The sequence below is a fragment of the Lysobacter sp. genome (genome assembly GCA_013141175.1).
In the GTDB taxonomy this organism is placed as follows: Bacteria; Pseudomonadota; Gammaproteobacteria; order Xanthomonadales; family Xanthomonadaceae; genus Lysobacter_I.
In genome coordinates, this window is record JABFRN010000001.1 from 3,923,106 (window position 1) to 3,942,609 (window position 19,504).

Consider the following 19,504-nt stretch of genomic DNA (forward strand, 5'->3'; position numbering starts at 1 on the left):
TCCACAAGTCGGCCGGGCTTGTTGCGATCCATACCGACTTCCTGAAAAAAACGCACCATGGATCGCAGGATCGATGCGTTCTCCGACTCGTTGCTTGCAACGCGCACGATGATGCGTCCGCTTTGCGGATGAGGCTGCCTTTGCTGACGTCGCTTTACCGATGGGGGGCGGACATCGCACACGCGGCGGTCAGTGCCGCCGCTCCGTGCCCGCGATCATCGAGATACTGCAGCCATTTACCGAGGAACGTGTTCATCCGCAGGCGGTGATCGAGCACTTCGGCCGCAGGCGGATACATGCCGATGGCGTCCTGCCAGCGACGGCCGATGTAGCAATGGGTGGCTTCGACCTGTCTGGCGTCGCGGTACAGGCGCAGGTACGCGGAAGGATCGGGCTCGCCGGTCACCGGGTCGAGCATCGCGTAGCTCAGGCGCAATTCCGTGGTGTAGGCGTGCTGGGCGAGGATGTCGAGTTGCAGATCGAGGCCATCGCCGACCGAAGACCCGTAACGCCCTACGGCAAGCGCCTCCGGCACGAACAAGCGATGCAGTCGCTGATGGTTCTCCGCGTACAGCGCCATCAACCAGGAAAACCGGTTGATCTTCGCGGCGTTGATCGGGCGGGAGACGACTTTGGACATGACGTGGATCGTACACATCGCATGCGGTTCGCGACAGCATTGACGGATCGCGAAAACGCGTGGACGATGGAACTTGATGCGCCCTGCCCACGAACCGCAGGTTTTCATCGCATGAACTGCCCGGTTTTTGTGGCACTACGCAAAGCGTCGAAAGTGAACCATGCAAGCAATTAGCAGGCAAAAACCGGGGTTTTGAATGCAGTGGGCGGTTGTGGTATCTTGTTTCGGCCAACTCGACCTGCGCCAGTTTGAAACCATGCGATCTTCGATGCGACGCCCGATTTTGGCGACACGCCGGAGAAGGGATTGAAAGCCGCTGCTGCGGGTTAGCCGGATCGGCAAGACTGTCGATCCACGCGGCTCGGGTCGCCGGAGGGCGAGGCACAGCGATATAGCGAGAGCCTCTTCTTCCACCAGTATCAATGCGTCGCTGACGCAACGTCTATGGTGGCCCCGTCGGCCCCTCGCGACGCTAGATCGAAAACTCCGCCAGGGCCGGAAGGCAGCAACGGTATCGGTCGATGCGGGTGCCGAGGTCAGCCGGCGGGGCCATCGCCATGTTGTCGGCATGGATGCGGCCAAAACGGATGCGAGCACACCTGTTCGCCCCTCGTGCCTTACGAGCTTCCGCAACGGCAACGACGGGGTTCGGCGCCCGGCAGGGCAGCCAGGCCTTCGGGCTATTGCTTCTTCTTTCGGACGTACAGGACCAGCGCATGGTCCTCGATGTCGAAGCCGTACTCGGCCGCGATCCTGCGCTGCAATTCCTCGATCTCGGCGCTTTCGAACTCGGTGATTTTGCCGGTTTCGATGTCGACCATATGATCGTGGTGATCGCCGCGGTCCAGCTCATAGACCGCATGCCCGCCCTCGAAGTTGTGCTTCAGCACCAGGCCGGCGGCCTCGAACTGCGTCAACACCCGGTAGACCGTCGCCAGCCCGATCTCGTCGCCATCGTCGACCAGCTTTCGATAGATGTCTTCTGCGGTCATGTGACGCGGCAAGGCCTGCTGCAGGAGTTCCAGCACGCGCATGCGGGGGTGGGTCACTTTGAGGCCGAGCTTGCGAAGGTCTGTTGATTCCATGAATGCGGTCCGTGGGTTCAAACTGGGGGGCGGCATCCAACCCGCGATGAACAACTCTTCCTGGTCCGGCTGACGGCATTGCCGGGCGCCAGTGTATCATCGGCGGGCGCATCACCCCCTCCCAGCTGGTCGCCTCATGCCCACCAATCGCCACTCGCTCCGCACCCCTCTGCTCGTTCTCGCTGTCGCAATCGCCACCACTGGCTGCGGCATCCTGTACAAACAACCGATCTACCAGGGCAACCTGATCGACAAGACTGCAGTGGAGCAGTTGCAGACGGGGATGAGCAAGCAGGATGTCATGGGCCTGCTGGGCACGCCCTCGATCTCCGATCCGTACAACGAGAATCGCTGGGACTACACCGCGACCCAGCGCATCGACCGCCGCGGAACGACCGAAGTGAAGAATTTCACGGTCTATTTCGAAAACGGTGCGGTTGCGAAGTGGGAAGGCGAGTATTTCGCCGAACAGGACGACACCCTGGCGGCGAATGCCGGCCGTCAGTTCGGACCGAATCTGGCGAAGGACGACAAAAAGAAGAAGCGCCGCTGAGGCGATCCACGCGTTACTTGCCGGCGCGTCGACGCCGGGCTTCCTTCGGGTCGATCGTCAGCGGACGCAGCAGCTCCACCCGATCCCCGTCCCGCAACCGCTGATCCCCGGTCGCGGGATCGCCGTATACCGCTATCCCGGCATGCCCGCCGGGCGTCAGGCCAGCCGCCGCGATCGCCTCGGCAACCGTCGAGCCCGCTGGAAGGTCCACGCACACCGCCTCATGCCTGCGCGGCCACGCTTGAACGACCTCGACATGGACCCGTCCGGACATGCTTACTCGTCCCCGCGATCGGCCACACGCACGAAATCGTCGACCATCCGGTCCGCAAGCGACTGGAACCCCAATACGAATGCCGGCCCGAGCAATTTGCTGTTCGGCTCGAAATCCAGACTCAGCGTGACCTTGCATGCGCATTCGTCGAGCGCATGGAACTGCCATCGACCGGCCAGTTTCCTGAACGGGCCGTCGCGCAACACCATGTCGATGTGGTGCGGCGGCGAGAGGGTGTTCTCGGTGGTGAACCAGGTGCTCAGGCCTCCCAGCCCCAGATCCAGCCGTGCCACCACCCGTGCCGAATCGGCCTCGATGACATCCGCCGCTTCGCACCAGTCGAAACGGCGCGGATACGCGGCGATGTCGTTGACCAGCGCGAACATCTTCGCGGCGGAATGTTCGACCAGAGCAGAGCGTTGGATGACCGGCATGAGGCGTATGACTCGCTGGGGTGACTCGCCAGCCTGCCCCGCATCAGGGACAATGCGACGAATGAGCAAGCAGAAAGTCGGCAAGGATAAGGCAAAGGCGGGCGACAAGGCGGGCAAGAGCGCGCCCGTCACCAAGACGATTGCCCTGAACAAACGCGCGAGGCACGAGTACCACCTCGAACAGCGCCATGAGGCAGGCCTGTCGCTGCAGGGCTGGGAGCTGAAATCGATCCGCGCCGGCCGCGCCAACATCACCGACGGCTACGCCCTGATCCAGCACGGCGAGCTGTTCCTGATCGGTGCCCAGTTCACCCCACTGATCCAGGCATCCAGCCATGTCGTCGCCAACGACCGCCGCACCCGCAAGTTATTGCTGCATCGGCGCGAGATCGACCAGTTGATCGGCAAGGTGCAGCGCGATGGTTACACCATCGTACCGACCGCGATGTACTGGAAAGGCAACAAGGTCAAACTCGAAATCGCACTCGCCAAGGGCAAGCAGGACCACGACAAGCGCCAGGCCTCCAAGGACCGCGACTGGGCCCGAGAGAAGCAGCGCACGATGCGTCGGCACAACAAGGACGCCTGACCTTCGCCTCTCTTCATGCAGCCATCTCCCGCATTGTGGGACGGAGGCAAGCCGCGCGTCCGGCGCTTGAACCCCGCCCTACCCGGCCCCATACTGGAACCGTCAGTGGTATCGACTTTCCCGGGGGTGCACTTGGCTTCGACGGGAGTAGCAACGTCCACTGGTGCATGCCGAGGGGGTAGCTTTCCTCGCTAATCCAGCTGCAAAACTTAGTTGCCAACGACGACAACTACGCTCTCGCCGCTTAAGGCGTAAGCCCCGAACCCACTTGTGCCCGTGCTCGTGGATGTAGGGTCATTATCACGGAACAGGCTCCGGCGGCGACCCGTCAACCGGTGTTTAAATAAAGCGGGTGTGTCTGGCGGTGTGCTTCGCACGTCGTGTTGCCGTCAGCCGAGAACGAACGTCGTGCTAAGCATGTAGTACCAGAGATCGCGCGCTTTCGGACGGGGGTTCGATTCCCCCCACCTCCACCATTTCAAGCTCCAAAGCAGTCCCAGAAAGGCCGGAATCCCCGCAAGACAAGGGTTCCGGCCTTTTTGTTGTCCGAGGGCATCCCGAGGGGATTGCGCAATCCGGGGCAACAATGGGGGCAGCAGACACGTCCCGGGTTGGAGTTGCCCCCATGCCGCTCACCGGTCCCCTCATCCGCAACGCCAAGCCCGCCGAGAAAGCGCAGCGCTATTCGATGGCGACGGCCTGTATCTGGCGTTTCGCTCGCAGGGGCGATGTGGTGGCGTGTCAATGCGGTTTCGACCGCAGGAAAAACCGGATATCGCCAGGCAATGATTGCGACAGCGCCTCATGAGCATGCGCGATGAATCAGGATCGTTGGATGCGGCTCACGAACCATCGATTGACGATGGTCAACAACGTCATGGGGATAACGGCCGAAAAGATCAGCTGGCCTTTGATGAAAAAGGAAGGAGTCGTAGCGATGATCGCCAGCGCCAGCAGTGCGAACGAATAGTGCTTCGTTCGCGATTCGCCGCGACCGTCCTCTTGCCCGACGAAGCCGGCCTTGGATCCGAGGGTCGTGAGAACGCCCACCGCAAGAATGCACAGGAACAGACCGCTTTCCCGCAGCGTATCGAGCATCTGGAGAATCCAGAGCTGGTTCGTGAGCGCCGACAGACCGCCGATGGCGAGATAGGCATTCACGCCAAGGAGCAGCCTGTTCAATGGGCGACCGCGGGAGATCATCGTCGCAAGGATGACCTGCAGCACGGCCACCGCACCGCCCACCATGAACGCGATCAGCCAGTCTTCCGGCTGTGGATTCCCATGCCTGAATGCAGCGAAGAGGAAGCAACTCAGAGGGAAGAACTGCAGGAGTTGCGCCACCATGCCGATATTCGACGAACGATCGGACGCCCGGGTCATGCGATCGCCTGCTTCTGTGCCGCCAGGGAAAGCAGGGCCAACCGTCTCCTGTCGAGCGACATGACGGTATCGACCCAACATTCAAGCCCGGCATGGAAATCGCTCAATGAAAGTCGCGAGACACGCTTCCGTATGGCCGCCATCTCCTGATGGGACCGGAATGCGCCGTGGCGCTTCCTGACGAACTCGACGACCGCGCGCTCGCCATCGCCGGTCTCGACGACGAAGTCGACGATTCCCTTGGCTTTCAGCTCATCGGCGCCGAATGTCTTTCCGGAGTGACAGACCTCTTCGTAGTCGCTCTTGGACAGACGTCTCGCCAGAATGGGGAGCGCGCCCATGCCGGGGAAGATGCCGAGCTGGATTTCCGGGAAGCTGAATTCAGAATGCCGCTCGGCGAAAATGTATTCGCAGGCGACTGCGGTCTCGAAGCCTCCACCGACACAGCGGCCCTGCACCAGGGCGATGGATGCCACGCCTTTCCCGAAGCCGGAATGCAGGGCATGCATCATGTCCGCAGACTGCCGCGCATATTCCGTCAGCGCTCTCCTGTCTTGGGACAGGATCATTTCCTGAAAATATCCAAGATCCGCGCCGAGCATGAACACGTCCGCCCATCTGGACCGCATCACGAAATACCGCAATGAATCCGATGCCTGGAAGGTCCCATCCATGATGGTCGAAATGCCGTACTGCATGTCCTGCAGAAGCTCGCGGCTGAAGCATGGTGTTCCGGAATCGAGCCAGGTGGACCACAGGACGTGCAGCGAGTCGTCGAGTTCCACGGAGTAACGCCCGGAAATCGGGAACGGGATCAGCCCACCATCGGGCGCGGTTGGAGGCGTAGGCATCGGCTCAAAAATACCTTTTGTAGATGACGAACAGTCTCGTATCGACGGGGTTCACTCCGTATTCGCTGAACTCCGATCCCGTGAACCTATCCACGCCCGCCTTGATGGAATCGGCTTCGGCGACATCCCAGATGAGCGCACCACGGAGGAACCTGCTGCGGTCGTCCAGGCTGAATATCATCGTCGCTTCCAACTGGAGGTTCTCCTTCAGCTTCATATCGCTGATGCGGAAAAACATCTTTTCGCGCCGCAGGGACGGCGTGCCGATCAGGCTTGCAGCCAATGGTACGTTTCCCTGGCCGGTGAGAAGCGAGCGTTCCATGCCGGAAAACTCGGAATCCGAATATCCGTTGGCGTTTCTCCAATACTCGGCAGTGAACGTCTGTCCCCGTTCCGATGTGTATTGGCCGCCGATGACAAGATCGGGAAACCATCTACGGCGATCCCCGGTCGTACCGGCCAACGCATTCTGCGCATCCCGGAAGGGTTTCCGTCGATCGCGATCCTTGCGCACGGCGATCTCTGCATATGCGGTCATCTTGTCGCCGATGGCCGTCGAGAGATTCAGCCCCAGGCCTGGGTTGTCGGCGTAATAGCCGATGACGGAATAATCGGTCGTCAGGCGATCGAGCCTTCCGGTCAGTTGCAGGAACGCCCTGATCCGTCGACCGCCCTCCTCCGCCGACGCGACAGCGCCCTGCAGGCTGTATGTCGGGCCGAAGTACGACACGCCGACGAGATCGTCCCCTTTCTTTTCGGCGCGGCGATCTTCGTCCGCCAACGTCCGGTCTTCCGGCTTGCCGAGGTTGAGGAAATCGCTAGGATTCCTCCCGAGCGCGACGCCATTCACGATCCGCTTCCTGCCCGCGAACACGAATGCGGACGTCGTGATCTCCATTTCCCAGTTCAATTCATCCACGTGGACCTGCGCGACACGGTCGTCCGACTGCGAAGATCGTGCGAACTCCGGCCTCAGCTGCAACGCGAGCGTGCTGTCATCGAGATCCAGCTTTCCCTTGACCACGGCAACGATGGAACCGCGGCTCGCGCTGTTCCCGTGTCCCTGGATGTCGTGCAGTGCGCGCAAACCGACATATCCGGAGAGCGCAAAGCGTTCGTTGTCGACGCTCTCCGACTCGCCGGCCGGAGCGTCTTGCGTCTCCTCCTGCATGGCGGGAATGACTTCATCGCCCGCGGCGCACACGCCCGCCCGGAGGCAGAGCATCAGCGCGCACGCGAGCCGGAAACGGCTAATGCGAGAGCCTCCCCAGGTATGAGGGCTGGTAATACTCCGCAGGCGTTTCCTTGACCTTGAAATTCGAGAAGGTGAGCGTCGCGCTCACCGAAGGATTGATCGCATCGGAAATCTCCAGCACGGTGGGGCGCAGCCTGCCCAGCACGGATTTGTAGCCCCCGTAGTGAATGGTCCGGACGAGCTTCCCGGACAGGGAGAAGAACTCCGCCTTGAGGGGCCGGTAATCCTGATCGCCGACCCACAGGTTGACCGTCTGGTAGCTCGATGTGCGCTGTTTGGCCCGCAGCGAAAGTTTGAGCGCCGGCACATCGCCCATGCGGAGTTTTTCGATGCGATCGGTGTCGTAGTCGATGCTGAAGACGACGCGCGCCACATCCGCGTTGGATACCGCGCCGACGAGTTGCTGCTGGGCCGAGATGCGGATGGGGCGGTTCGTCCCGGGGATATGGATCCACATGTTCGGGCCGTCCAGCAGCATGGCGCGCCCGCGCTGCTTGAGCGGTTGGCGGTACAGCACCAGGCTCTTGGTGCTTTCGCGCACCGAGACTTCGAATTCGCTCTCGCTTTGCCCGGAACGGGTTTTCGATTGCAGGTGCACGGTGAAGACGAAATTGGGAGACGGCGACCGGACCGCATCCGTTTTCTTGAGGATGTCGGCCGCCGCCATATCCTGCGCGCGCGCCCCGGCTGCGCAGACCAGGAAAACCAGACAAACGGAGAGGATGTTGATGAGTCTCATGAGTGGTGAAGCGCCTTTATGATGTCCAGCCGCGAGGCCAGATACCCGGGATAGAACGATGACAGCGTGGATGCCGCCACCGATGTGAGGAATGCATACAGGAACGCTTTCGGGCTGAGATTGATGAACGCCGTATACCCCGAAGACATGCCCGGCGGCGCCGCGACATCGATGCCTCCGAGTGCATTGATGCCGTATGCCAGCAGGCTGCCTGCGATCAGGCCGAGCAGACCCCCGATGATTCCGATCAGGATTCCCTCATACATGAACATCTTCACGATGCCGGCGCGCGTCTGACCGATGGCCCTGAGCGTGCCGATTTCGCGGAATCTCTCGAATGCCGACATTCCCATCGTGTTCGCGATGCTCAGGAACACCACGACACCGAGCACGATCGCGGTCAGGCTGAAGATGCTGGTGTAGAGATTGACCACGCCCCGGTAGAACTCCGCCAGATCGAGCCAGCTTTTGTATTCCAGCTCCGGCCGTTTCTTCAGCGACGTTTCCACGACCTTCCGCAGTTCCGGCGTTTGCCGGGTGTCGTTCGCCAGTACCAGTATTTTTTCGACCTTCTTCGTATCGACCAGACTTTGCAACAGTGGAAGCGGCACTTTCACGTAGACGTTGTCGTACTCTTTCGACGCGGTCCTGATGATACCGACCACCCTGCAGTCGATCGCATTCACCACACCGTCCAGCGTCGTGCTGAGGATGGTGAGCGATGCATCTTCCGAGGCATGAAGCCCTTTCGCCAGCCCGGAACCGATCACGCAGCCATCGGGCGTATCTTCATCGAGCTGCCTGCCTTCCAGGACGATCTCGAATGCAGAGAACTCCTCTTCGCGCTCCGGCATGACGCCGATCAGGCGGGCGGACAGCGTCGTTTCGCCATTGCTGATCAATCCCGATCCGGAAAGCCGCCAGGTCGTCGCGCTGACGAGGGGCGAGCGCCTGATGTCTGCTTCGATCTCCGCCGGGTTTGCGATCAGATACTGCTCGGAAAGCCCGGCGCCCTGCTCGAAGTAGCCCTTCTTGGCGACCTGGAAATGGCCCAGTTGCGTCCTGATCGTGGTTTCCCTCAATCCTTCGAAGGAAAAATCGATGAACCCGCCGAACACGATGATCGCGGAGGCCGCCGAGATGATCGACAGGAACGTGATGGCCGTGCGCCGCTTGTTGCGGAAGACATTCCGCAGCGCGAGCTTCCATGTATTCATGCGACCAACTTCCCGTCTTCGAGGCGAACCTGTTTGTGCGCGAACGCGGAGACTTTCGGGTCGTGCGTCGAGAAGATCAATGCGGTCTTCAGCTCCCGGTTCAACTCGGACATCAGCGCGAGGATTTCCGACGCCGTATGGCTGTCCAGATTCGCGGTCGGCTCATCCGCCAGGACGAACCCGGGGTTCGTGACCAGCGCGCGCGCGATCGCCACCCGCTGCTTCTGGCCGCCGGACAATTGATCCGGCCGCTTTGTCTGATGCTGCGCGAGCCCGACCCGCTCGAGGATGGTCGCAACGCGCCGCTTCCGCTCGGCGCCGACGATGCCGCCGATGATCAGCGGATACTCGATGTTCTCGAATGCGCTCAGCACTGGAATGAGATTGAACGACTGGAAGATGAATCCGATATGGAGGCGCCTGATCTCGGCTTTCGTCGCGTCGCACTGAAGCGACATGTCCTTGCCCATGATCCGCACGGCACCGCTGTCGGGCGTCAGCAGGCATCCCATGATGCTCAACATGGTCGACTTTCCGCTTCCGGATGGGCCGGCGATCGAGACGATCTCGCCCTCCTCCACGGTGAAATCGACATCGCGGATCGCGCTGGTGCGCTGATCTCCGATCCGATAGGTATGGGATACCGCCTGAAGCTCGATCATCGGCTGGCCTTCCTCGCCTTCTCCGCCCAGGCGGACCGGGGAGCGACACTCCGGGCCTTGGCGTAGAACTTGTCGGCGACATCGATCTGCTTGCGCTTCGCGGCCAATTGTCCCAGCTTGAAATAGATCTCGGAGAGCCGCTCCGGAGTGACCCGCGCGCCCGCTTTCGCGGCCTTCAGCACGAACAGGTAGTCATCCTGTGCCGTCTTCTCCCTGGAGAACATCGGCGGCAATTCGTATGCAACGCTGCCCCGGATGATCCGCACGGTCAGGTTGTCGGGCTCCCGCCGGACGGCGCGATCCAGCAAGGCCAATCCCTTGTTCGTGTTGCTGATCTTGTTGACGGTCAGGCTGCTGTCCCTTGCGAGCATCGCATGGGAACTGCCGAGATACGCCAACAGCTCCGTGTCGGCCGGGCGCATGCTGGAGGCGCGCTTCAGGTATTGGACCGCATCCTCCGAAGCCGAATCCACTTTGAGCCACGCCAGCTGATGACTGGCGATGCCTGCCGTCTTCAGCCAGCCCGCGTCATCGGCGTTGGACGCGAGATGCACTTTCGCCTCTTTCAGGATCGCATCGAGTTTCTGCCGGTTCTCGACGCCGTAGGGGACCTCCTGCGCCGAGACCAGGAACGAAACCGACAACATGACCGCCACAAAGCAAGTGAAGTACCGTGAACAACTCACCCGACATCTCCTTTCGTTCGATTCCAAACAGGTTGTCGAAAAAAACACAGCGCGTGCGCTTTTCGAGTCGTGAATCCTGCGCCTGCCGGATCCGTCTCCGGCAGGCCGGTCGCTTGCGCGTTCCGCCTCGCCGAGGCTGCTTCCTGGCGTCCACCAGGCTGCTTTTTCAACATTCTGCTAGAGGATCCCCCTGACCTGTTGCAGTGTGAAGCGCCACGGCCATAGCCGGCGCGTTCTGAAGAAATAACGCAAAGCGGACCGCTTGTACCATCGTTCCGCGAGATACGGATTGATGAAATCTGAAAAATGATATTTCTTCAGAGTCACGTCGTCGCGATTGAACACCAGGTAGGCGAAATTCATGTAGACCGGATAGCAGATGTAGCCATGGGACATCTTGATCGCATGGCGCTTGTCGGAGCGCTCGAAAAGTATCTCGAACCCAAGTTTCAGATAAGTCGGCAAACGATGTGAAAAACCTTCGGCGACCACGAAGGAAACATCCTCGCTCAGGCAAAGATCCAGAAAACACTTGAAAATTCCGTTCAGCACGTCGGGCCGTTCCCGATAGGCATGATCCACCGCCAGACGCCCGACGTACATCACCTTTCCGATCTTCCGCAACGGGTCGAAGGTCGAGGACATTTCCGTTTCCAACGGGAAAGGCCGCCCCTCCCTGTCGAGCACGCAGCGGATGCATCCGACGATCCGGCCCTCGTGCTCGGCGACGAACACATAGGAATCCATGCCAAGCGCCGTTTCCGTCGTGGAGACGACCTCGGCGATGTCTTCGATCGTTTTCGAGTTGCCGTCGTCGCCGGGCCGATAGATCTGCCTCGCATAGAAATCGCAGAACGGCGGGAACTGCGGCGAGTCCGGAAGGAGGCGACGGAATTCGAATTCCTCGATACCGAAATGGTCCTGACGGCCATTGCCGCGACCGAACCAGGCGAGATTCAGGAAAATACCCAACAATCCGGCGGCGATGCACAGGACGAAGGGAACGATCACATACAGCACATCGGGTATCAGCAGAACGCTCGCAAGCAGCGACATTGCATAAGCGGCGGTCCAGATCAGCGATGACGCCATATGGAGCGACCGCAGCCCTTTTCCATTCGAGTAGAACGCCGTGAAAGGCTTTCCGTACAGCAGCAGTATCGACGACAGGAGCGTCAACCAGGCGAAGATGATGATGCCAGCGTAGCCCGTATAGTCCTTGGTGACGTAGTCGAGAAGCGCCAATCCCGCGTACAACCCGAGCATGGAGATCGAGATGGGCGATCTGATGCGGAATCGAAGCTCGATCGCGACAACCGCGACATACAGCAACGCGCACATGGCGTAGGCGTAGTAATCCTGGAACAGCGAAATCAGACCCAGACTGGCGATCATGCTCCCGAAGGACAGGAACATGAACAACACTGGGAACAGCGTTTCCTTCTCGTCCTTCTCGATATTTCCGGCGATCGCTTCGACACTGGCCATTCTGTATTTCTTCCAGGCAAATCCATCCAATTCCATTCCGCCGATCGGCTTCGGCGACGGTCCGGTACGACATCCTTCCGGACCGGCCTGTCCCTTGCGAGTGCGCAAAGGAATGGCCATCGATACCGTCCGGTTGCGAAGCGCGGGCGACGCGGCGCATACCGGAAGGTGCGAGCCTCACCCGCACACTCACGATCCACGCGCAGGCGCCGCGTCCGCTCGCCGCCGACGTCAGTTCAGCGGACGCTCGAATCCGACGAAGTACTTGCCCCGCTCCGGCATCGAACAGACCAGCACCGCCCGGCTCCCCGCACGCTCGAAGAGTTGATGAAGCGCGTACGGAACCAGGGTCGCGGTGAAGACTGTCGCACTTCCCGAAATGCTCAGATCCAGGACTTCGGCATCCCCCCAACCTCCGGGGAGCGCGGACTGTTCGTCGCTCATGGCGTTGAAGCAGAACGCGAGCCGCCAGTCGTCGGGGGTACACGGCGACTTGCCGAGGACCAGGCCCGAGGCGCCATCGATCCGAGGTCGGTCGTCGTTCAGCGCATCCAGCGCGTCGCACTGCACACCGCAGATTTCCTCGGATCCGATCACCAGGAAGTAGTCGGAGCGATTGTGCGCGAACGACAGGTATGCATGCTCGATCGCCGCACACACGCCGAATGCGCCATCCTGGAATGCGATCGCCGCGGCATGCGTATCGAAGACCGCGGATGTCTGCGTCGTGATCGCGCTTGGAATCGAACTGGGCAGGAGCATGGTGTCGGTTTTCGACCAGCCCTTGTGCAAACCGACGGTCTCGAACTCCCAGGCGATGGGCGTGATCGCGGTACTCGATGCGACCGCGACGCCGGTTCTATCCCCGTTGTAGTCGCTGCGCGCGGAAACCGTTGCGATCAGCTCCTTGCCGAGCAGCGCGGCGAAGATGGTACTTTTCGCGGCCGACCGCGCGCGCGCGACACCGCTGCTGCGCATGAGCGGCAGCGGCAAATCCGTCGGGACGCAGGCGGCATCTCCATCCTTCACTCGATAGCCGCCAGCGCCGTCGAATTCGACCGGATTCACCATCGACGAATAGAGCGCTTTGGTCGCGGCAACCACGGCATGATCCGGCTTGTTGGTCCAGCCGATGGAATTGACGTATGGCCCGTTCTCGAACATGACGATGCTCATTGCACTGTCTCCGGAGGCAGAATGACCGCGGCGGCATTGATACCGCCGAAGCCGAGCGCGGTGACGAGCATGGGGCCCGGTTCGACGGCATGAGGCTTGCCCAAGGCCAACGTCATGTTCTCGTACTCGGGATTCGTGGTGCCGACGACATGCGGAAATATCCCCCGCCTGTTGGCTTCGCAAGCGGCAAGGACATTGAAACCTCCGGATGCACCCATGGTGTGTCCCAGGGATCCCTTCGTGGAAGTGCAAAGCGGAGACTTGTCGCCGAAGACGATCTTGGCGACGGCGGCTTCGGTCTTGTCGTTCTGGCGCGTGCCGGTGCCATGCCAGAAAATGCCTTTGACATCGTCGGGTTGCAGGCCCGCCTGCTGCATCGCCGTGTGCACGACGCTGGCGACGCCAACCGGATTCGGTTCGACCATATGCGCGGCATCGCAGAATACGGACGTACCCGAAACCAGACCGAAGACGTCATGGGCGGCGATCAAACCATCGCGCGTCAGAAGCATCGCAACGGCGCCTTCGCCTACGGTCGTACCGTCCCGATCGAGGTCGTATGGGCGGCAGCCGTTCTTGGACATCGCGCCGATATTGTTGAAACCCACGGACGCAACCCGCGACAGCGTGTCGATCGCGACCAGGAGCACGGCATCGCTCAGGCCTGCATTGATGCGATCGGCCGCATAGGACAGCGCCACGAGACAGGACGCGCATGCCGCGGACGTCGTCGTTCCCGGCAAGGAACGACCAAGTCCCGCGTTGACTTCCTTGATCAGGTTGTCGACCACCACGCCTTCCCAGGTCGACATGGAGATCGTGTCGTCTGGAATGTTCGCCTGGCGGAAATCGACGATTTCGGAAAGCGGGCCAGGGTCGCCGTGGGATGTCGCCACCATCAGCGACAATCTGATCTGCGGGTTGACCTCGAGCAGATCGTCTACAGCGTGCCGCATCCGGGTACCCACGATTTTCGCGAGCACGCCGGTGCGCCGATTGAAGGGCGGCTGCCCGTCGACGCCGGGGAAATCGAGAATCGCGGACAACGGTGGGCTGTCAGGCCAGTTGGGAATCAGATCCGCGCCGTTCGAGAAGACTCTTCGCCCCTCCAGCAACGCGTCCCAGCATTCGTCCCAGCTGCTGCCGATATTCGCGATCGCGCAGCAATGTTTCGAGATTGAAATCGGTTTCTTGTATGGCTCTATCATGGCGCGGCCCGAGTTGGAAGGAATCAAAGTGCGTTCGAAGCGACGGGCGTATTGATCAGCGCGCCGATGCCCGAGACCCGGCAGATCAGTCGATCACCAGCGTGCACAACACCCTCGTAGATGGTTTTCCCCGCGATGACATCGCTGATGGTGACCTCGGCAGTGATCGTTTCGCCGATGAACGCCGGAGACAGGAACTCTCCCTTGCAGCGAGCCAGGACGCCGACGCCTTCATTGCCTTTTTTTCCGCCGCTGGACAGCACTCCAAGCAGCATGGTGGCCTGCCCTACGAATTCGATGTAGAGGACCCCAGGCATGATCGAAGGACCGTCGGCGAGGTGCGCCGCCATCATCGGATCGGCGCCGGATATCGATTTCTGCACGACGATGGTCTTGTTGTCCCAGCGGACGACTCTATCCAGCAGCAGCCACGGCGAACGATACGGGACGAGGCGTACGATCTGGTGATAGTCGAGCATTTGCGGAAATGCGACGTCTGCGTCCGTCATGCGGTGACATTCCTTTCTTCATTGGCTTCAGCCAGCTCCAATACGATCGCCTTGAGTTGCGCGCCGGTTCTCACTTCGGGCATGCGCTCGTCGGGGATACGCACGTCGTAGCGCTTCTGCACTTCCACGACGAGAGCCACGGCGCCGAGAGAATCCATCGCGTAGTCTTCGTAGAAGTTGGCATCCATGGAAAACTCATCAAGCTCGCGATCCAGCGCGATTTCGACGATTTCTTTGATTTCACCAGTATTGATATCAGCCACGATTGTCCTCCTTTCCTTTTTTAAAGTGCGGTCATGCCGCCGTCGATTTGTATCGTCTGTCCAGTGATGTACCGCCCTTCTTCGCCCAGCAGAAAGCCGACCAGTCCTGCCACGTCGGAGGGCTTTCCGAATGAACGAAGAGGGGTATTCTTCAGCAACCGTTGAATTGCTGGCGTCGGCGTTTCCTTGATCATTCGGCTCTCGATGACGCCGGGGGAAACAACATTGCAGGTCACGCCGAATCTCCCCAGTTCCACGGCGATGACCCTGCACATCCCCTCCATTCCGGCCTTTGCAGCCGCATAGCTGAGCTGGCCGGGATTACCCTTCGTCGCGGATACCGAGCCGATCATGACGATGCGGCCATCACCCACGACCATCAAGGACTTGGAAAGCGCCCTCACGAAATTGAAAGCACCCGTGAGATTCGTCTGGATCACCGCATTCCATGCTTCATCGGAGATCAGCGAAATGGATCCGTCCTTCACGATACCCGCGCAGTAGACGAGGTCGGGTGCGCCTTGGAAATCGCGTTCGACCGCCTGCACCAAACGCGCGACATCCGCGCTGTCGCATACATCGACACCGTACCAGCGGACATTCTCGTCGTCCTGAGGCACATGCTCGGATGGACGGGACCTGGGGGAATGCGTCAGCGCTACGCGACGCCCGCTTTTCAACAGATGGGCGGCGATTTCCTCCCCGATATTTCCGCTTGCTCCAACCACCAGGCAAGGACGCTTCGACATTGACTTCTCCCTGTTTTTTACGTGTTTCCAACATGCATCGCCCGATCGGGAGATGCTGACCGAAACTTCGGTTCGACGCCTATCCTGCTTTTTTGCGCAAGCGATGCCGTCCATGCATCGGGAGCGGCAACATCCCCATCTCGAACAATGCTTGATCTGCTTTCAACCGGCAGCCCAACCACTTCGACGTGTGCGCCCCCGCACCGTCCGCTCGACTACAATTCATCAGTTGTGTGACATCTGCGCTACCGGGCGCGCGGACGGCATGCCTGGGACTTCTATTGTCCCGGGCAAACATGATCGGATGGATGGAGTCGGGAAAATTACAAAGCCATGACACATCGTCCATTTCGAATGGACGAGTTGCTGTTCATTCCCGGGTATGTCCGCTTGCTCCAGCAATCATGCAAGGACGATCAGATTTGAGGCTTCTCCTTTTCCTGTTCATTCCGTTCCGGCTCCGTCCGCGGTGGAACTTGAGCCATCAATGCTTCGGCGCCGCAAAAGAGCCAAGCGCCCGTCTTCAGCCTACTGCCGTGCAGCACTGCCGAAGAGGCGACAATCACCGATATTCAATAACAGCTGCGGAGGTATCGCACGATCGCACTCGACGCGACGATTACCGGTTTCCACGACGATTTCCATATTCATTCCATCGCACATGCAGACTTCATCCAATTCGGGCATTCCAGCCCCCTTATATCGCTGCGCATAGATATCGAACGCATTGCCAGGCGAATGGTTGACCGTCGATAACCTGGATCCCCATTTCGCGGCCAAGAATCTCGCTGGACATCCAATCGGTGATTGCCAGCGGGCATATCACGATCACAGCCGAGTTCAGATACCTTAATACAGACTATAAGGGTGAAAATCCATGATTGCAAATAATATGGCCTGGTATTCGTCGAGCGACGATTCGGCAGCACCAATGATCTGCGTTCGCGAACAGCGGAGGGTTTCAAAGGAATCATTCGCCGAATGCCTGATTCCGAGGCGAATTGCGGCTTGCGCACCATGGATCAAGGCAATTATTGCTGCTGATGCTGATTTCGATTCTGATTCTGCCGATCAGCTTCTGCCGATCAGCTTCTGCCGGTCTGCTGCCGGGACGGCATTAGCCCCGGAAGACGGTCCAGATCGATTTTCATCTGGAAATCACGCACGGAATCATCGATGGGACGAAAGGCCAATTGTCATTCCACGATAATCCCGAAGTGCCGCCTATTTCAATGCGGCATTTCCGGTGGCCGGTCCAACGCGGTGCCTTACTCGAAACTCCCCACGGAATCGAACGCGAGATTATCGAACCGCGTGTACTCGCCGAAGAACTTGAGCTTGAAGGAACCGGTCGGGCCGTTACGCTGTTTGCCGATGATGATCTCGGCCAGGCCCTTGTCCGGTGAATTTTCCTTGTTGTAGTAATCGTCGCGGTAGATGAAGACGATCATGTCGGCGTCCTGCTCGATAGCGCCGGATTCGCGAAGGTCGGCCATCACCGGACGTTTGTCGGCGCGCGTTTCCAGCGAACGATTGAGCTGCGAGAGCGCGATGACGGGAACATTGAGTTCCTTCGCCAATCCTTTCAGCGAGCGCGAGATTTCCGAGATCTCCGTCGCACGGTTTTCGCTGTTGCCGGGTACCGCCATCAACTGCAGATAATCGATGACGATCAGGCCCAGGCCGTGTTCGCGTTTCAGACGTCGCGCCTTCGCGCGCAGGCCTTCGGGCGAAAGACCCGGGGTGTCGTCGATGAATATCTTGGTTTCCTTGATCATGCGGATCGCGCTGCTGACCCGGCTCCAGTCTTCGTCTTCGAGCTGGCCGGTCCGCAAACGGGTGGCGTTGACGCGGCCGTTGGCCGAGATCAGGCGCAGCGCCAGCTGCGAAGCCGACATTTCCATCGAAAATACCGCGACCGGTTTTTTGGTCTTGATCGCGGCGTGCTCGGCGATGTTCAGCGCGAGCGTGGTCTTGCCCATCGCCGGACGCGCGGCGAGGATCACCAGATCGGTCGGCTGCAGGCCGGCGGTCATTTCATCGAACTCGGTATAGCCGGTCGGCAGGCCGGTGACGCTGCCGCCATTCTGGTAGCGGGTCTGCAGCACGTCGAAGGCTTCGGCCATCGCCTTGTTGATCGCGACGAAATCCGTGCGCCCCTGCGAACGGGCTTCGGAGATCGCGAACACGTCCTTTTCGGCCTTGGACAGGATCTCGTCGCTGTCACGGCCGTCCGGCTGGAAGGCGTCGTTGACGATGCCGGTGCCGGCATCGATCAGCTGGCGCAGGATCGCTTTGTCGCGGACGATTTCGGCGTAGGCGGTGATGTTGGCGGCCGAAGGCGTGGTGCTGGCCAATTCGACCAGATACGCGCCGCCAGCAACCTGCTCGGACAATCCCTGCGACTCGAACCATTCGCCCAAGGTGACCGCGTCGTAGGGCCGGCTCTTTTCCGCCAGTTCGCGGATCGCGCGATAGATCAGCTGGTGATCGCGGCGGTAGAAGTCCTCTTCATTGAGGCGATCGGCGATGCGATCGAAGGCGTCCGGTGCCAACATCAGGCCGCCGATGACTGCCTGCTCGGCGTCGATCGACTGCGGCGGGATACGCAACTGCTCCACGCGGCTGTCGCCGAAGGTGTCGCGGCGGCGGTTGTCGCCGTAGGCATTGGGGCGGAAAGCCATGGGAATGTCGTGCTCCGGGGTGCTGCGTCGGCAAGAAGTGCTATCGGCCATCGTATGCGCCCGCCCTGTGGGTTCGCGATGCAACAACCTGTGGATAAGTCCGATTTCTTACCCGGCTCCCGTCTCACGGGCCGCGACGGGACGATGCCGCAAACAAAACGGGCGCCTTGCGGCGCCCGTTCAGTCGAAACCAGGACATTGCGATTACGCGGCTTCCGGCTCGATGACGACCTTGACCGTGACTTCGACATCGGCATGCAGGTGCACGAGGACATCATGCTCGCCGGTGTGGCGCAGCGCGCCTTCGCCCATGACCACTTCGGACTTGTTGACCTTGTGGCCGGCGGCGGTGAGGGCTTCGGCGATATCGCGCGGGCCGACCGAACCGTACAGCTTGCCTTCGGTGGAAGCGTTGGCCTTGATCGTGACGCTGACGCCATCGAGCTGGCCGCGACGCGATTCGGCGCCGTCGGACAGCGACTTGGCCTTGGCTTCGTAGTCGGCGCGCTTGGCTTCGAACATCGCGACGTTGGCGGCGGTGGCCGGCACGGCCTTGCCCTGCGGTACGAGATAGTTGCGGCCATAGCCGGGTTTGACGTCGACCTGGTCGCCCAGGCCGCCGAGGTTCACGACTTTCTGCAGGAGAATCAGTTTCATGGGTGGTTCCGTATTCGTTAGCGGTGGGCGCCGTGAATGCAGCGCGCGCCGCAGCGGGTGGCTGTCCGAATGACAGTGTGTTTAATGACAGTGTGTTTAATGACAGCGTGCTTGATGACAGCGTGCTTCGTTGCGGGCCGCGACGCCGTCGGGCGCACGGCCGCAAGGATCACACGTTGTGGTTGTCGGTGTACGGGATCAACGCGAGGAAGCGTGCACGCTTGACGGCGGTCGCCAGCTGGCGCTGGTACTTCGACTTGGTGCCGGTGATGCGGCTCGGCACGATCTTGCCGTTCTCGGTGAGGTTCTGGCGCAGGGTGTTGAGATCCTTGTAGTCGATCTCTTTCACGCCTTCGGCGGTGAACTTGCAGAACTTGCGGCGGCGGAAGAACTTGGACATGG

23 protein-coding genes and 2 other RNA genes are annotated in these 19,504 nt (G+C 60.4%); 5 read left to right on the forward strand and 20 right to left on the reverse strand.

Features of this window, described 5'->3' with window-relative positions; translation table 11 throughout:
* Window positions 1-154: 154 nt before the first annotated feature.
* The gene (locus tag HOP03_17025; GenBank protein ID NOT89860.1) at window positions 155-640 is read right to left on the reverse strand and encodes a DUF1249 domain-containing protein; all 486 of its coding nucleotides are present in this window, start codon (window positions 638-640) and stop codon (window positions 155-157) included.
* Window positions 641-1,093: 453 nt separating this feature from the next.
* Between HOP03_17025 and ffs the strand changes: the two genes are divergently transcribed.
* An RNA gene (ffs, locus tag HOP03_17030) (signal recognition particle sRNA small type) lies at window positions 1,094-1,190 on the forward strand.
* Between the two features lie 130 nt (window positions 1,191-1,320).
* Here the strand turns inward: ffs and fur are convergent.
* Window positions 1,321-1,725: a ferric iron uptake transcriptional regulator gene (gene fur, locus HOP03_17035; GenBank protein ID NOT89861.1), complete on the reverse strand. Its 405-nt coding sequence runs from the start codon at window positions 1,723-1,725 to the stop codon at window positions 1,321-1,323.
* 136 nt (window positions 1,726-1,861) lie between these two features.
* Here fur and HOP03_17040 point away from each other — a divergent pair, with 136 nt between their 5' ends.
* Complete coding sequence (locus tag HOP03_17040; protein NOT89862.1) at window positions 1,862-2,278, forward strand: outer membrane protein assembly factor BamE; 417 nt, start codon at window positions 1,862-1,864, stop codon at window positions 2,276-2,278.
* Between the two features lie 13 nt (window positions 2,279-2,291).
* On the opposite strand, the gene HOP03_17045 is transcribed toward HOP03_17040, so the two are convergent.
* Together HOP03_17045 and HOP03_17050 are read right to left on the reverse strand one after the other, a co-directional pair.
* A complete protein-coding gene (locus HOP03_17045; GenBank protein NOT89863.1) occupies window positions 2,292-2,552 on the reverse strand; it encodes an RnfH family protein in 261 nt (86 codons plus the stop codon).
* A 2-nt stretch (window positions 2,553-2,554) separates the two neighbouring features.
* Complete coding sequence (locus HOP03_17050) at window positions 2,555-2,986, reverse strand: type II toxin-antitoxin system RatA family toxin (protein ID NOT89864.1); 432 nt, start codon at window positions 2,984-2,986, stop codon at window positions 2,555-2,557.
* A gap of 61 nt (window positions 2,987-3,047) precedes the next feature.
* On the opposite strand from HOP03_17050, the gene smpB reads away from it, so the two are divergent.
* From smpB to HOP03_17065, 3 genes are all read left to right on the forward strand, one after another.
* Window positions 3,048-3,575, forward strand: a complete 528-nt coding sequence (gene smpB / locus HOP03_17055) for an SsrA-binding protein SmpB (GenBank protein NOT89865.1) — start codon at window positions 3,048-3,050, stop codon at window positions 3,573-3,575.
* A 122-nt stretch (window positions 3,576-3,697) separates the two neighbouring features.
* Window positions 3,698-4,051, forward strand: a transfer-messenger RNA (tmRNA) gene (gene ssrA / locus HOP03_17060).
* 149 nt (window positions 4,052-4,200) lie between these two features.
* On the forward strand, window positions 4,201-4,383 hold the full coding sequence (locus tag HOP03_17065) for a hypothetical protein (GenBank protein NOT89866.1): 183 nt from the start codon (window positions 4,201-4,203) through the stop codon (window positions 4,381-4,383).
* Window positions 4,384-4,397: 14 nt separating this feature from the next.
* Here the strand turns inward: HOP03_17065 and HOP03_17070 are convergent, their stop codons facing one another.
* The 16 genes from HOP03_17070 to rpsR form a co-directional block, all read right to left on the reverse strand.
* Window positions 4,398-4,958 carry a hypothetical protein gene (locus HOP03_17070; protein ID NOT89867.1) on the reverse strand — a complete coding sequence of 187 codons (561 nt, stop codon included), beginning with the start codon at window positions 4,956-4,958 and terminating at the stop codon, window positions 4,398-4,400.
* Window positions 4,955-5,743 (reverse strand): hypothetical protein, encoded by a 789-nt coding sequence (locus tag HOP03_17075; GenBank protein ID NOT89868.1) that lies wholly within the window; start codon window positions 5,741-5,743, stop codon window positions 4,955-4,957. Before HOP03_17075 ends, HOP03_17070 begins: the two co-directional genes overlap by 4 nt.
* 70 nt (window positions 5,744-5,813) lie before the next feature.
* The gene (locus HOP03_17080) at window positions 5,814-7,034 is read right to left on the reverse strand and encodes a hypothetical protein (protein ID NOT89869.1); all 1,221 of its coding nucleotides are present in this window, start codon (window positions 7,032-7,034) and stop codon (window positions 5,814-5,816) included.
* A gap of 25 nt (window positions 7,035-7,059) precedes the next feature.
* Window positions 7,060-7,803 (reverse strand): outer membrane lipoprotein-sorting protein, encoded by a 744-nt coding sequence (locus HOP03_17085; protein ID NOT89870.1) that lies wholly within the window; start codon window positions 7,801-7,803, stop codon window positions 7,060-7,062.
* Window positions 7,800-9,020 (reverse strand): ABC transporter permease, encoded by a 1,221-nt coding sequence (locus tag HOP03_17090; protein NOT89871.1) that lies wholly within the window; start codon window positions 9,018-9,020, stop codon window positions 7,800-7,802. The genes HOP03_17085 and HOP03_17090 overlap by 4 nt, the downstream gene beginning before the upstream one ends.
* Window positions 9,017-9,682, reverse strand: a complete 666-nt coding sequence (locus tag HOP03_17095) for an ABC transporter ATP-binding protein (protein NOT89872.1) — start codon at window positions 9,680-9,682, stop codon at window positions 9,017-9,019. The genes HOP03_17090 and HOP03_17095 overlap by 4 nt, the downstream gene beginning before the upstream one ends.
* Window positions 9,679-10,395 (reverse strand): hypothetical protein, encoded by a 717-nt coding sequence (locus HOP03_17100; GenBank protein NOT89873.1) that lies wholly within the window; start codon window positions 10,393-10,395, stop codon window positions 9,679-9,681. Before HOP03_17100 ends, HOP03_17095 begins: the two co-directional genes overlap by 4 nt.
* Window positions 10,396-10,545: 150 nt before the next feature.
* Window positions 10,546-11,976, reverse strand: a complete 1,431-nt coding sequence (locus HOP03_17105) for a GNAT family N-acetyltransferase (protein NOT89874.1) — start codon at window positions 11,974-11,976, stop codon at window positions 10,546-10,548.
* 111 nt (window positions 11,977-12,087) lie between these two features.
* The gene (locus tag HOP03_17110) at window positions 12,088-13,032 is read right to left on the reverse strand and encodes a hypothetical protein (GenBank protein ID NOT89875.1); all 945 of its coding nucleotides are present in this window, start codon (window positions 13,030-13,032) and stop codon (window positions 12,088-12,090) included.
* The gene (locus tag HOP03_17115; GenBank protein NOT89876.1) at window positions 13,029-14,267 is read right to left on the reverse strand and encodes a hypothetical protein; all 1,239 of its coding nucleotides are present in this window, start codon (window positions 14,265-14,267) and stop codon (window positions 13,029-13,031) included. Before HOP03_17115 ends, HOP03_17110 begins: the two co-directional genes overlap by 4 nt.
* Window positions 14,264-14,719 carry a hypothetical protein gene (locus HOP03_17120; protein NOT89877.1) on the reverse strand — a complete coding sequence of 152 codons (456 nt, stop codon included), beginning with the start codon at window positions 14,717-14,719 and terminating at the stop codon, window positions 14,264-14,266. The genes HOP03_17115 and HOP03_17120 overlap by 4 nt, the downstream gene beginning before the upstream one ends.
* A gap of 26 nt (window positions 14,720-14,745) precedes the next feature.
* Window positions 14,746-15,012: an acyl carrier protein gene (locus HOP03_17125; GenBank protein NOT89878.1), complete on the reverse strand. Its 267-nt coding sequence runs from the start codon at window positions 15,010-15,012 to the stop codon at window positions 14,746-14,748.
* Window positions 15,013-15,032: 20 nt separating this feature from the next.
* On the reverse strand, window positions 15,033-15,761 hold the full coding sequence (locus HOP03_17130) for an SDR family oxidoreductase (GenBank protein ID NOT89879.1): 729 nt from the start codon (window positions 15,759-15,761) through the stop codon (window positions 15,033-15,035).
* A gap of 1,268 nt (window positions 15,762-17,029) precedes the next feature.
* Window positions 17,030-18,445, reverse strand: a complete 1,416-nt coding sequence (locus HOP03_17135; GenBank protein NOT89880.1) for a replicative DNA helicase — start codon at window positions 18,443-18,445, stop codon at window positions 17,030-17,032.
* A 204-nt stretch (window positions 18,446-18,649) separates the two neighbouring features.
* A complete protein-coding gene (gene rplI, locus HOP03_17140; GenBank protein NOT89881.1) occupies window positions 18,650-19,102 on the reverse strand; it encodes a 50S ribosomal protein L9 in 453 nt (150 codons plus the stop codon).
* 169 nt (window positions 19,103-19,271) lie between these two features.
* Window positions 19,272-19,502 (reverse strand): 30S ribosomal protein S18, encoded by a 231-nt coding sequence (gene rpsR, locus HOP03_17145; protein ID NOT89882.1) that lies wholly within the window; start codon window positions 19,500-19,502, stop codon window positions 19,272-19,274.
* Window positions 19,503-19,504: the final 2 nt, after the last annotated feature.

Coding starts and splice junctions, on each gene's coding strand:
- HOP03_17025 (NOT89860.1), bottom strand. CDS start 640: ATGTCCAAAGTCGTCTCCCGCCCGATCAACGCCGCGAAGATCAACCGG.
- fur (NOT89861.1), bottom strand. CDS start 1,725: ATGGAATCAACAGACCTTCGCAAGCTCGGCCTCAAAGTGACCCACCCC.
- HOP03_17040 (NOT89862.1), top strand. CDS start 1,862: ATGCCCACCAATCGCCACTCGCTCCGCACCCCTCTGCTCGTTCTCGCT.
- HOP03_17045 (NOT89863.1), bottom strand. CDS start 2,552: ATGTCCGGACGGGTCCATGTCGAGGTCGTTCAAGCGTGGCCGCGCAGG.
- HOP03_17050 (NOT89864.1), bottom strand. CDS start 2,986: ATGCCGGTCATCCAACGCTCTGCTCTGGTCGAACATTCCGCCGCGAAG.
- smpB (NOT89865.1), top strand. CDS start 3,048: ATGAGCAAGCAGAAAGTCGGCAAGGATAAGGCAAAGGCGGGCGACAAG.
- HOP03_17065 (NOT89866.1), top strand. CDS start 4,201: ATGCCGCTCACCGGTCCCCTCATCCGCAACGCCAAGCCCGCCGAGAAA.
- HOP03_17070 (NOT89867.1), bottom strand. CDS start 4,958: ATGACCCGGGCGTCCGATCGTTCGTCGAATATCGGCATGGTGGCGCAA.
- HOP03_17080 (NOT89869.1), bottom strand. CDS start 7,034: ATGCTCTGCCTCCGGGCGGGCGTGTGCGCCGCGGGCGATGAAGTCATT.
- HOP03_17085 (NOT89870.1), bottom strand. CDS start 7,803: ATGAGACTCATCAACATCCTCTCCGTTTGTCTGGTTTTCCTGGTCTGC.
- HOP03_17090 (NOT89871.1), bottom strand. CDS start 9,020: ATGAATACATGGAAGCTCGCGCTGCGGAATGTCTTCCGCAACAAGCGG.
- HOP03_17095 (NOT89872.1), bottom strand. CDS start 9,682: ATGATCGAGCTTCAGGCGGTATCCCATACCTATCGGATCGGAGATCAG.
- HOP03_17105 (NOT89874.1), bottom strand. CDS start 11,976: ATGGCCATTCCTTTGCGCACTCGCAAGGGACAGGCCGGTCCGGAAGGA.
- HOP03_17110 (NOT89875.1), bottom strand. CDS start 13,032: ATGAGCATCGTCATGTTCGAGAACGGGCCATACGTCAATTCCATCGGC.
- HOP03_17120 (NOT89877.1), bottom strand. CDS start 14,719: ATGCTCGACTATCACCAGATCGTACGCCTCGTCCCGTATCGTTCGCCG.
- HOP03_17130 (NOT89879.1), bottom strand. CDS start 15,761: ATGTCGAAGCGTCCTTGCCTGGTGGTTGGAGCAAGCGGAAATATCGGG.
- HOP03_17135 (NOT89880.1), bottom strand. CDS start 18,445: ATGGCTTTCCGCCCCAATGCCTACGGCGACAACCGCCGCCGCGACACC.
- rplI (NOT89881.1), bottom strand. CDS start 19,102: ATGAAACTGATTCTCCTGCAGAAAGTCGTGAACCTCGGCGGCCTGGGC.
- rpsR (NOT89882.1), bottom strand. CDS start 19,502: ATGTCCAAGTTCTTCCGCCGCCGCAAGTTCTGCAAGTTCACCGCCGAA.